9 protein-coding genes and 1 pseudogene are annotated in these 11909 nt (G+C 70.1%); 5 read left to right on the forward strand and 5 right to left on the reverse strand.

Annotated features, from left to right (window positions below):
• Positions 1-69: 69 nt before the first annotated feature.
• On the forward strand, positions 70-2214 hold the full coding sequence (locus ACH4DZ_RS05530; RefSeq protein WP_398285637.1) for a molybdopterin oxidoreductase family protein: 2145 nt from the start codon (positions 70-72) through the stop codon (positions 2212-2214).
• Between the two features lie 110 nt (positions 2215-2324).
• Positions 2325-2539: pseudogene (locus ACH4DZ_RS05535) on the forward strand (IS5/IS1182 family transposase); the annotation flags it as partial.
• 89 nt (positions 2540-2628) lie between these two features.
• On the opposite strand, the gene ACH4DZ_RS05540 reads toward ACH4DZ_RS05535, so the two are convergent.
• The 3 genes from ACH4DZ_RS05540 to ACH4DZ_RS05550 all read right to left on the reverse strand — a co-directional run bounded on the left by ACH4DZ_RS05540 (position 2629) and on the right by ACH4DZ_RS05550 (position 7509).
• Positions 2629-2847, reverse strand: coding sequence for a hypothetical protein (locus ACH4DZ_RS05540; RefSeq protein WP_398285638.1), 219 nt, complete (start codon positions 2845-2847; stop codon positions 2629-2631).
• Positions 2848-2914: 67 nt separating this feature from the next.
• The gene (locus ACH4DZ_RS05545) at positions 2915-6319 is read right to left on the reverse strand and encodes an RHS repeat-associated core domain-containing protein (RefSeq protein WP_398285639.1); all 3405 of its coding nucleotides are present in this window, start codon (positions 6317-6319) and stop codon (positions 2915-2917) included.
• Positions 6320-6828: 509 nt separating this feature from the next.
• On the reverse strand, positions 6829-7509 hold the full coding sequence (locus ACH4DZ_RS05550; protein ID WP_398285641.1) for a PepSY domain-containing protein: 681 nt from the start codon (positions 7507-7509) through the stop codon (positions 6829-6831).
• A gap of 190 nt (positions 7510-7699) precedes the next feature.
• On the opposite strand from ACH4DZ_RS05550, the gene ACH4DZ_RS05555 reads away from it, so the two are divergent.
• Positions 7700-8602 (forward strand): aminoglycoside phosphotransferase family protein, encoded by a 903-nt coding sequence (locus tag ACH4DZ_RS05555; protein WP_398285642.1) that lies wholly within the window; start codon positions 7700-7702, stop codon positions 8600-8602.
• Between the two features lie 13 nt (positions 8603-8615).
• Here ACH4DZ_RS05555 and ACH4DZ_RS05560 read toward each other — a convergent pair whose 3' ends face one another.
• Positions 8616-9239, reverse strand: coding sequence for an NADPH-dependent FMN reductase (locus ACH4DZ_RS05560; RefSeq protein ID WP_398285643.1), 624 nt, complete (start codon positions 9237-9239; stop codon positions 8616-8618).
• A gap of 313 nt (positions 9240-9552) precedes the next feature.
• Between ACH4DZ_RS05560 and ACH4DZ_RS05565 the strand changes: the two genes are divergently transcribed.
• Positions 9553-10107, forward strand: coding sequence for a hypothetical protein (locus tag ACH4DZ_RS05565; RefSeq protein WP_398285645.1), 555 nt, complete (start codon positions 9553-9555; stop codon positions 10105-10107).
• A 140-nt stretch (positions 10108-10247) separates the two neighbouring features.
• Positions 10248-10904, forward strand: a complete 657-nt coding sequence (locus ACH4DZ_RS05570; RefSeq protein ID WP_398285646.1) for a class F sortase — start codon at positions 10248-10250, stop codon at positions 10902-10904.
• Between the two features lie 44 nt (positions 10905-10948).
• On the opposite strand, the gene ACH4DZ_RS05575 is transcribed toward ACH4DZ_RS05570, so the two are convergent.
• The gene (locus tag ACH4DZ_RS05575; RefSeq protein ID WP_398285647.1) at positions 10949-11731 is read right to left on the reverse strand and encodes a sulfite exporter TauE/SafE family protein; all 783 of its coding nucleotides are present in this window, start codon (positions 11729-11731) and stop codon (positions 10949-10951) included.
• Between the last annotated feature and the right edge of the window lie 178 nt (positions 11732-11909).

The following is an 11909-nucleotide window of genomic DNA, read 5'->3' on the forward strand; positions in this document are numbered from 1 at the left end:
AGGTCCCCGTGCCTGCCGCGTAACGGGGTGCGTCCTGCCGCGTAACACGCCCGTCGCACGCTGGGCGGTATGCAGACCTCCGTGACGCCCACCCACTGCCCGTACTGCGCACTGCAGTGCGGTATGAACCTGACGCCCGTGCCGGACGGCCACGGCGGCAGCGTGGTCGAGGTGACGGAACGCACCGACTTCCCGGTGAACCGGGGCGCCCTGTGCGGCAAGGGCCGCACCGCGCCCGCGCTGCTCTCGTCCCGGGTACGGCTGACCTCCCCGCTGGTCCGCACGGACGGCGAGCTGCGCCCGGCCGGCTGGGAGGAGGCGCTCGACCGGATCGCCGAGGGGCTGTCCCGCACGCGTACGGAGCATGGCCCGGACGCGTGCGGGGTCTTCGGCGGGGGCGGGCTGACCAACGAGAAGGCGTACACGCTCGGCAAGTTCGCCCGGGTCGCGCTCGGCACCTCGCAGATCGACTACAACGGACGGTTCTGCATGTCGTCCGCTGCGGCCGGCGGCATCAGGGCCTTCGGCCTGGACCGCGGGCTGCCCTTCCCGCTGGAGGACATCCCGAGGACGGGGTGCGTGATCCTCGTCGGCTCGAATCTCGCCGAGACCATGCCGCCCGCGCTCCGCTACCTCACGGAGTTGAAGGAGAACGGCGGCACGTTGATCGTGATCGATCCTCGCCGCACGCGCACGGCCGAGCAGGCGGATCTGCATCTCGCGCCGCGTCCCGGCACGGATCTCGCCCTGGCGCTCGGGCTGCTGCACCTGGTGGTGGCGGAGGGTCGTACGGACGAGGCGTACATCCAGGAGCGTACGAGCGGCTGGGAGGAGGCGCGGGCCGCCGCGATGGCGCACTGGCCTGAGTACGTGGAACGGATCACGGGGGTGTCCGTTCCCCAACTCCGCGAGACCGTAAGGATGTTCTGCGAGCCGGAGTCCGCGATGGTGCTCACCGCGCGCGGCCCCGAGCAGCAGTCCAAGGGCACGGACACGGTCGGCGCGTGGATCAACCTGTGCCTGGCGACCGGGCGGGCAGGGCGGCCCCACTCCGGGTACGGCTGCCTCACCGGGCAGGGCAACGGGCAGGGCGGGCGTGAACACGGGCAGAAGGCCGACCAGTTGCCCGGCTACCGCAAACTCGACGACCCGGCGGCGCGGCGGCATGTGGCCGAGGTCTGGGGCATCGACCCCGACTCGCTGCCGGGGCCGGGCCGCAGCGCGTACGAGCTGCTCGACGCCATGGGTACGGACATCCGCTCGCTGCTGGTGATGGCCTCGAACCCGGTGGTGTCCGCGCCCCGGGCCGCCCATGTCGAGGAACGGCTGCGGTCGCTGGACTTCCTCGCCGTCGCCGACGTGGTGCTGTCCGAGACGGCCGAGCTGGCGGATGTCGTCCTCCCCGTCACCCAGTGGGCCGAGGAGACGGGCACGACGACCAACCTGGAGGGCCGTGTCCTGCTGCGCAGGCAGGCGATCACGCCGCCGGACGGCATTCGCAGCGACCTGTACGTGATGCGGGAACTGGCCGCCCGCCTGGGCGTGGAGAAGGGCTTCCCCACGGATCCGGAGGAGGTCTTCGAGGAGCTGCGGCGGGCGAGTGCGGGTGGGGCCGCCGATTACTCGGGGATCACGTATCGGCGGCTGATCGAGGAGGGCGGGGTGTTCTGGCCTTGTCCGGCGGAGGGGGCGGGTGGGCCGACTGGGCACGCCGGTGCCGATGCCGATGCCGATGCCGGTGAGGGCGAAGTGCATCCCGGGACGCCCCGGCTGTTCCTCGACCGGTTCGCCACCCCGGACGGGCGCGCGCGGTTCGTCGCCGTGAGTCATCGGCCGCTGGCGGAGGAGCCGGACGAGGAGTACCCGGTGCTGCTGACCACCGGCCGGGTCGTCTCCCAGTACCAGTCGGGTGCGCAGACGCGCCGCGTCGACGAGCTGAACGCCGCCGCGCCCGGCCCCTTCGTGGAGTTGCACCCCCGGCTGGCCGAGCGGCTCGGGGTCGTGGAGGGGGAACCACTGGCCGTGGTGTCGCGGCGGGGGCGGGCGGTGGCGCCGGCGCGGATCACGACCACGATCCGGGCCGACACGGTGTTCATGCCGTTCCACTGGCCGGGGGAGGGACGGGCCAACACCTTGACGAATCCGGCGCTTGATCCGGTGTCGCGCATGCCGGAGTTCAAGGGGTGTGCGGTTCGGGTGGAGCGGATGGGGTGAGCCGAGCCCGGCGGGACGCTGCGGGTCGGTGGGGCTGGTCGCGCAGTTCCCCGCGACCCGGGCCGACGGCAGCAACGGCCTTGCCCTGGCGGTGTGGGACAGCCACCACGGACCGAAGGGGACTGCCTCTCTCGCCCGGCATCTCCGGTGCCAACATGCACGACAGGCTCGGCCTGCAGCCGCCCGTCAGCGGCATCCCTCCGATACGTTCACGCCGCGGACCACGACGCCGACGCCCGGACAAGTTCTACGCGGACAGGGGCTACAACTACGACTACCTGCGGTGATGCTCCGCCGGCGAAGAATCCGACACCGTATCGCCCGACCACTTGCGGCCTCGATCAACGGCCCACCCGACCAGGGCGAGGTCTCGTCCTGATCCTCGGTGATGTCGCACCACCGAGTGACAGGGCCCTACTGGCTGTGCCGCCTCTGCATCACGAACGCCACTCCCGCAGCGGGAGCAAAGAGGCCCATGGGCTTCAACCACGCTTCTGCCGCGGAAGCTCCGGACAGCATGTAGGCAACGCCAATAAGCACATAGAGAACGCAGACCGCGAGCAGGAGATAGAGCCAGTTCTTCTTCTTGCTCTCGCCGTAAAACGGTTTCTGAACTGGGTCGTTGTTCGACAAGTTGATTTCCTTCGTGAGCTTGGTCGTGGGTGCGGGGCAGGGGCGAAACCCCTGCCCCGCACAGGTGTCAGGATTCCAGGTAGTTACCCACGGAGGCCCCTGCGGCGAAGCCGACTCCGACGCATCCCACCGCGGTGGTGAAGGCGGTTGCGGTCGAGGCCGCCGTACAGACGCTGCCGGCAACGAACCCCGCGGTGTAGCTGGCCACACTCGCGGCGACACCCGGAATGTCACCGTCACCGATGGCCGACGCGATGGCGTAGGCATCGGCGATGTTCCCGGCAGCACTTCCCAGGCCGTCCGCGAGGCCCGACAGACTCAATAGACCATTGGGGTCGATGCGGTTGACGGGGTCGCCTTCGGCGTAGAGGTAGGGGTTCTTCTCCTGGCCGGAGGGGTCTTGTTGGGTGAAGCGGCCGATGTTGGGGTCGTAGTAGCGGGCGCCGAGGTGGTACATGCCCGTGGGGTCCTGGTGGCCGCCGGCGAACCGGTAGGGCTGGGAGACGCCGGCCTTCTCGGTGGTTTCGGGGCGGGTGACGCCACGGGGACTGTAGGAGTACGTGTTCACCTTCGTGCCGGATTCGTCGGCGAGGCCGACGACGGAGCCAAGGGCGTCGGTGAGGTAGTAGTACGCCTTGCCGTCACGGGTCATGGAATTGAGCGTGCCCTCGGCTTCGCGAACGAATCCGGTGTCCACGCCGGCGGTGGTCTCGGCGGCCAGGCCGATGGGGCCGGGGTGGTAGTAGGTGTCGCCCAGGCGGTGGCGTTCGCTGGAGTCGGTGGAGCCGTACTCACCCGGGTAGGTCTTGCCGCCCACGGTGAGAGAGGTGAGCTGGGAGAAGTCCGACCACGTCTCGGCCGTACGCGTGCCTTCCGGAGTGGAGGCGCCTGCGGTCTCGTTGCTGGCCGGGTCGTAGGACCAGTTCGTCGTGGAGCCGTTCTTCGACGTCAGCTGCTGGGCGTCGTTGTAGGTGTAGGTGGTGCCGCGGGGGCAGCCGGGCTCGACGCCCTGGGAGGTGAGGTTGCCCGCGAGGTCGTAGCAGTACTGCCAGGACGAGTTGGGGGTGGTGCCCTTCTTCTCCTCCGCAGAGGAGAAACGGCCGGCCTTGTCGTACTCGTAGGTGGTCTTCATCCCGGACACGGCGTCGGTGGAGGTACGGATCTTCGCCCCGTCCGCCGTCTTGCCGGCGCCGTCGGTGTACGCGTACGTGTAGGCGAGGCTGACCAGGGTTCCCTTGAGCGAGGTGGTCTTGACGCTCTCGGGACGCCCGGACTTGTCGGGCTTGACCGTCTGGACGGTGCCGCCGGGATAGGTGGTCTCGGTGCGCACGTCGTTCTCGTTGTGCCTGTAAGCCGTCAGACGGCCCTGGGGGTCTTTGAGGGACTTGAGGCGGTTGGCCTCGTCCCAGGTGTAGTCGACCACCCCCTGGGGGTCGGTGTAGGTGTCGACGTTGCCGGCCGCCGTGTACGCCAGCACGGTCTGCGAGCCGTCCTGCAGGGTGCGGACCGTCTCACGCGAGAGCGGGTCGAAGTCGTACTTGATGGTGCCGATGTCGTCGGTGCGCTGCTTGAGGTTGCCGTCACCGTCGTAGGAGTAGGTGACGGTCGTGTTGGTCGTGGAGACTTCCTTGACGCGGTCGCGGTGGTCGTAGGTGTAGACGCTCTCGATGCCGCGGCCGTCGACGGTCGTCTCCGTGCGGCCCAGCGCGTCGTAGGTGTAGACGATCGGGTTCGCGTTCAGCGGCGCGGGCGGGGTGACCTTGGTGAGGTTGCCCTTGGCGTCGTAGGCGAAGGCAGTGGTGACCGACTTCGCGGCCGTCATCTTGGTGACGGCCTTGCAGATCTGGCCCTCGAAGCCGCCGCAGGTGGGGGTGGCGGGGTTGTAGTCGAAGGACCGGGTACCGCCGCCGGTGCCCTGCACCGCGACCGACTTGGTGTTGCCGGCGGCGTCGTAGGTGTACTTGCTCTCCTCGCCGTCCATGCTCTTGGAACTGTCGGGCAGGTCGGTGCCCGCGACGGTCTGGTAGCCGGCTGTCGCGTTGCCGCCGGTGGGCAGGGTCGCGGAAGTGGCGTTGTTGCGGGCGTCCCATCCGTACGTCGTGACGTTGCCGCCGGCTCCGCCGACGCCCATGGCGTCCTCGGCCGTGGCGACGTTCTTGTTGGCGTCGAACGTTTTCGACCGCTTGTGGTTCAAGGGGTCCACGACGTTCTCGACCGTGCCGTCGGCCTTGTGCGTGTACTTCGTCGCATGAGATTCGGGATCGGTGACCGTCGTGATGCCCGCGGCCTTCGGGTCGGACGCACTGTAGGTGTACCGGTAGGTGGGACCGGTGTGGCCGGAGCCGTCGAAGGCGGTGGCGCGCAGCATGCTGGTGACGCGGTTGGCGGCATCGTAGGTGAAGACGGTGACGCGTTTTTCGGGGGTGGTGATTTTGGTGAGGCGGCGGGAGGAGTCGTACTCGAAGTCGGTGGCCTTGCCCTCGGTGTCCGTCGTCCTGGCCAGGTCGCCGGCGGGGTTGAGGTCGAAGACGGCGGTGCGGCCGGTGTGGTCCTTGGCCTGCCACTGCGAGGCGTCCGTCTTCAGCAGGTCGACGGAGCGGCCGGAGCGGTTCTCGGTGAGCTTGAAGCCCTTGTGCTCGGTGCCCTCGTCGTGCTGCTCGACGGTGATGACGCCCTTGTTCTTTTCCGTGACCTTGGTCAGCGTGCCGTTCGCGTCGTAGGTGTCTCTCACCCCGGACTTACGGTCGATCAGGGTGAGAGTGCCGTCCGCGTCCTTCTTCAGGTCCTTCGACAGTCCCGCCGGTGTCTTGTACGTTCCGTCGGTGTTCTTGGTGAACGTCCAGGACGCGCCGGTGGAGTCGTAGAGCACGATGTCGTCGGCGTTGATCTGCGCGTACCGCTCGTACGTCTGCCACCAGCGCTGGGAGACCTTGCCCCAGGGGGCGTCCAGCGAGTTGTAGGTGCGGGCGAGCTGCAGCTTCTGCCCGACCCCGGCAACGTCGAAGTCGGTGGCGGCCAGCATCAGGTTGCCGGTGGAGTAGTCGACGCGCGCCACCAGGGAGTCGGTGACACGGAAGTCCGCGATCTGATGCCAGGACACATCGCCCTGCCCCTCGGGCACGTAGGCAGCCGCCGCAGCCTGCGCGGACCTGCCCGCGGTGCCGGAACGTGCACCCGTGCCGGTCGACGTGGCGCGCTCCTTCTGCGCCTTGCGCCAGGCCTGCCGCTCCGGTGACAGGGGTGCCTCGGCCACCGGCTCGGCCGGTTTCGTCTCGCCGACCCTGACCGCCGGCGCGGTCGCCTTGCCGGTGTCCTTGCCCCACACGGAGACCGGCTCGGGGTCCGTCGGCTCAGCGGCCGGTGCCGCGAGGGCCGGCACGGCGCTCGCGGCGAGCGACAAGGCCGCCAGGGCCGCTACGAGACCGTATCTCGCCCGGAAATGGGCATGGCCGTACGCACGTAAATGCGACATTTCCCCCCCCAGGGAAAAGTGAGCCCAGTGACCCCTTTGGTCACTGGGTGCACACAGCATTCACCACAGAGGCACCGAACGGTCGACGGTTCCCCCGAACAAATTTTTCATGTATCTAAGACCAGCCAGAAGGTGACCCAGCCTCAGACGCGAGCTTTCGCACCGCTGTTGCGCAGCGAACACACAGGTGCGAGCCCCGTGGACCAGCGCAAGCCGGGTACCAGGATGCACATCCCGCCGGACGCGAACGGACTGCCCCTCGCCGTCGGGATCTCGGCGCCGGCAATGTCCACGACGGCGAAGAGCCGCATGCGGACAAGGCATACGACGTTCCCCACCTGCTTCGCGTACCTCCTCGCCGAGGGCAGCGGCCCGAAGTCCATCGGCGGCGTCGCCCACAACGGCACGACCTCTGTTCGTCCGCGCGACGCGAAGACGAAACCCGTCGACGATCTGCCGCAGCCGGGTCTCACCGAGCCCCGAACGCGGCAGGATCCGCCGAACAGGGCTCAGTCGCGGTCGACGTGCTCGCGCACGACCTTGCCGTTGGTGGCGTCGACGTCGTAGGTGGTCTTGTTCCAGTCGTCGGTCGTGACGATGTCGACGGACCAGATCAGGGTGCCGTCGTCGGCGTCGTCGAGGTCGATGGAGGTGACGGTCCCCTTGGTGCGGCCGGTGGCGATGTCGACCGCCTTCTGGGAGGAGACCTTGGCCTCGGAGAGCTGTCGGGCCAGGTCGCGCTTGTCGTCGCCGTCCTGGTCCGAGTCGGTGCGGGAACTGGTGACCTTGCCGGTGGCGGCGTCCAGCTCCACCTCGTGTTCGGTGCCGTCCTTCGTGGCCACCGTGGCCCGCCACACCGGCTTGCCCTTGTTGTCCCGCTCCAGTTCGAGCGCGGTGACCGTTCCGTCGGGCACTTCGTGAACGGCCGTGCTCACGGCCTTGCGGTAGCCGGTCTTGTCCGCGGGGATCAGCGCCGCACGTTCGCGCTGGTCATCGGAGAGCCCGCTCGTCGTGGCCGCCGCCGGCGAAGCGGAGGCGCGGGAGACGGAGGGGGACCGCCCGTCGTCGCTGTCGCCGCATCCGGCGAGCAGCAGCGCACAGAACGCTGTGGCGCAGACGGCGACCGCGGCGGTTCGGGCGGAACGCGTGGTCGGCCGACCCGGGTGAAAGGAATCCGTAGATCTACTCATTCAAGACATATTGCACCTTTGATCGCTTTTGCAGGTGCGGCACGCAGGTGGCACCTGGCGACTCGCGATGCCCCACTCGCACGGGACTTGGTGGGCCGCGCCCTGTCCTTGGTCTGCTCGCGCCGCAAAAAACCCGGTGGGACGAGGGAGCGGCAGGTACGGTCCACTCTCCACCCACACGCAGAAGGCCATGACCGACATGAAGATGCACCCCGACGAACTCGACATCGACGAGGCGCTCGTCGGGCGGCTGGTCTCGGAGCAGTTTCCCGAGTGGGCCGGGCTGCCCGTGAAGCAGGTCGTGTCCGCCGGGACCGACAACGCCATGTACCGGCTCGGCGACGACATGGTCGTACGGCTGCCGCGGTTGCCCGGCGGGGCGGGGCAGGTCGAGAAGGAGCAGCGGTGGCTGCCGAGGCTCGCGCCGCGGCTGCCGCTCGCCGTCCCCGTGCCGCTCGCCGCGGGTGCCCCCGGGCAGGGGTACGCGCTCCCGTGGGGCGTGTTCCGGTGGCTGGACGGCAGCAACGTCTATGACCAGCCCCTGGAGGAGGGCGCCGAACTCGCTCATGCCGCGACCGAGTTGGGACGGTTCGTGGCCGCGCTGCGCGAGGTCGACGCCGTCGGCGGGCCGCCGTCCTGGCGTGGCGGGCCGCTCGCCGACGACCGTCACGTCCGTACCGCGATCCGTGATCTCGGCGCGGACGGCACGTTGGACGCGGGCGCCGCGACCGCCGCCTGGGAGGACGCCCTGCGGGTCCCCCGGTGGACCGGCGCCCCCGTCTGGCTGCACGGCGACCTCCTGCCCGGCAATCTGCTGGCCCGGGACGGTCGCCTCAGCGCGGTCATCGACTTCGGCGGGCTCGGCACCGGCGATCCGGCGGCGGACGTACTCGCCGCCTGGGCCGTGTTCGACGCCGGGACCCGGCCCCTGTTCCGCGAGGCCGCCGACGTCGACGACGCCACCTGGGCCCGCGGGCGCGGCTGGGCCCTGTACTTCGGACTGACGGCCGAGCACCACTACCGGGTCACCAATCCCGTGCTCGCGGCCGTGGGCCACCGGGCGGTGGCGGAGGCCCTCGCCGATGCCGAGTGACGACCAAAAAACCTCAACTGCCGTACGGGCGCGTCGCCTTGGCGTCCCGTAGCGCCGCCGCCCACCAGCCCAGCTGGTCCAGCATCACCTTCGCGGCCGCGTCCGGGGCCGCGGGGTCCCGGTGGCGGCCCTCGTCGTCGAAGGACGCGCCCGCGTTGTGGAAGGACACGGTGTCGCGGACGGTGACGGCGTGCAGCTCCGCGAAGACCTGGCGGAGCTGTTCGACGGCCCGCAGACCGCCCGAGACCCCGCCGTACGAGACGAAGCCGACGGGCTTGGCCCGCCACTCCTCGTAGTGCCAGTCGATCAGGGCCTTGAGCGAGGCGGGGAAGGAGTGGTTGTACTCGGGGGTCAGGACGACGAAGGCGTCGGCCGCCGCCAGCTTGGGTGTGATCTTGGCCAGCTCGGCGGTCACCTCGGGCGTCGGGGAGTAGGAGAGGGCCGTCGGCAGTCCGGCGTCGGCCGTGTCCACCACCTCGGCCGTGAGGTCGTCGCGTTCGCGGAGCCGGCCCAGGAGCCAGTCCGCGACGACAGGACCGAAGCGGCCCTCCCGGTTGCTGCCGATGATGACGGCGACCTTGAGGGGAGCGGAAACGGCGGCGCGAAGAGGTGCGGATACATCCGCTGTGGGGTTCATGAACCGAGACTCACACCTCAACCAAACTTGAGGTCAAGGCGCCGCCGGCGGGAACCGGTCACCCGTTCACACGTGCCGCCCGTTCTCTTCGGGTTCTTTTTGCCACAGCACTCTTCATACCCCCGTGACCTGGTGAAACGTCGCCGGGACGGCACCGCGCGTCCCCCGCCTGACACCCGTTCACCTCACTTCTGACGTCTCATCAGGAGGCGTACGCCGTCGACTGCCACTTACCTCGGTAGGGCAGGGCGTGACCGACGCAGCGACACATGGGGGTGTCGCGGGTCGCGCCCCCTCGACAGGAGCGAGCACGATGCGCACAGCCCGCCTGCTGACCGGTACCGCGCTCGCCGTCGCCTCGGCGGCCCTCTGCGCGGCGCCCGCGTACGGGGCGGGTGTGGACACGGGTGGCGCGGGTGGCGCGGAGGCCATCGAGCTCTATCCGGCCACCGTCGCGCCCGGCGCCGAGGTCACCGTGAACACCGCGTCGTGCGAGGCCGACGACGCCGTGTCGGGTGACGCCGGGGCCGTCGGCGCGGGCCGTTTCACGCTGATCCCCAGCGCGCACGAACAGGACGCGGTCGGACGGTTCGAGGTGCCGCCCTCCGCGCAGCCCGGCACGTACGAGATCGTCGTGCGCTGTTCGAGCGGCGCGCGGATGACCGGCGACCTCGTGGTCACGCTCACCTCCACCCAGGAGAGCAGGCCGCAGACGCCGGTACACCCGCGAGGAAGTGTGAAGACGGGGGTCGGCGGCGCACTCGGCCCCGACCCCGTGCAGACCGCGGCGGGAGTGGCCGCCCTGGCCGTCGCCGCCGCGGGCGGTACCTGGCTCCTGCATCGCCGGGCGAGAGGCGACGGGATCTGACGGACACCCTCCGCTGTCCACCGGTACCGCCGTCCCCTCCCCCTCCTGGCCCGATGCCCCTCGCGGCCCGGAGGGGGACGCGGGACACGTAGAACCGTTCCAGAGGTCGTGAGAGAGGGAGAGAGGGGGCTCAGGTGCGAGTGCGTCCGTTCAGTGGCATCTCGAACATCTCCAACATCTCGATAGCCGCCGCCACCCTCGTCGCCCTGCTGTGCGGGGCCTGGCTGCTGCACAGCGGCGCGAAGACGCACGCGCCGCCCCAGCCGTCGGCCGCGCAGGCCCGCGCGGGCGGTCATGAGAACGGCCATGTGGACCGGCCCGCCGTCCACGCGCTGCCGCACTCGCCGCCCGACCGCGTCCGTATCCCCTCGATCCGGGTGGACGCCCCCCTCATGGGCCTCGGCCTCTCCCCGCAGGGCAGCCTCGACGTGCCGCCCGCCGCCAGGAAGAACCTCGCCGGCTGGTACGAGGCCGGTACCGCGCCCGGTGAGAAGGGCACCGCGATCGTCGCCGGCCATGTCGACAACGCCGAGGGCCCCGCCGTCTTCTACCGGCTCGGCGCCCTCAGGAAGGGCAGCACGATCGAGGTCGGACGCCGGGACGGCAGCGTCGCCCTCTTCTCCGTCGACGCGGTCGAGGTGTACGACGCCCGCGACTTCCCGGACGAGAGGGTGTACGGGGCCGCGGGGCGCCCGGAACTGCGCGTGATCACCTGCGGGGGCGGCTACTCGGCGGGCACCGGCTACCAGGGCAACGTGGTCGTCTTCGCCCACCTCACGGGCAGCCGGCGATCCTGATCGTCGGGGGGGGCGGTGGGGGGCCGGCGGGGGGCCTGCGGGGCTCAGAGCCAGAAGTCGTACGCCAGCTTCGCCACCAGCGCGAACACCACCGTCAGCAGCACGCCCCGTACGAAGCCGCTGCCCTTCTTGAGCGCGGTGCGCGCCCCGGTCATGGCGCCGACGAGGTTGAACACGGCCATCAGCGCGGCCAGCTGCCAGAAGACCGTGCCCTTCCAGGCGAAGGTCGCGAGCGCGCCGGCGTTCGTGCAGCAGTTGACGATCTTCGCGGTGGCGGAGGCGGACACCAGGTCGAGGTGCAGCATCGCGGTCAGGGCGAGTACGAGGAAGGTGCCCGTGCCGGGGCCGACCAGCCCGTCGTAGAAGCCGATGCCCAGGCCCGCGAGTCCGATCGCGGCGAGGACGCGGCGCGGTGGGACGGGCTCGGTCGAGGGGGCCGTACCGAACGCGGGCTTCATGATCACGAAGGTGCCGACGCCGAGCAGGACGACCATGACCACCGGTTTCAGGATCTCGGTGCTCATCCCGGTGGCCACGAACGCCCCGGCCGTGGACCCGGCGAGCGCCGCGAGACCGATCCGTATCGCCGTGCGGACGTCCACGGGCGCCTTGCGCGCGTACGTCACCGCCGCGCCCGTCGTCCCGACGATCGCCACGGCCTTGTTGGTGCCGAGCGCGTACTGGGCCACCGAGCCCGTGTTCGGCAGGCCGAGCAGCAGCGCGGGCAGGAGGAGCAGGCCGCCGCCGCCCACGACCGCGTCGATCCAGCCGGCCGCGAGGGCGGCGAGGCACAGGACGACGACCATGGTCAGCGATATGTCGGGCATGATCGCGACCCTATGGACGAGATAGATGCGTCGTCCATGAATTATGTGAACCTTGAGGGACTTCTGAGGTTCCCGGACGGGCGGCTGCCTGGATGCTCGCACGGAGCCCGGGGGTCGGGAACCGGCCCCCGAGAACCCTCACATCCGCGTCCGGGTCCCGCTGAGGGCAGCGTTCCCC

This window comes from Streptomyces sp. NPDC017991 (assembly GCF_044328075.1).
Lineage (GTDB): Bacteria > Actinomycetota > Actinomycetes > Streptomycetales > Streptomycetaceae > Streptomyces.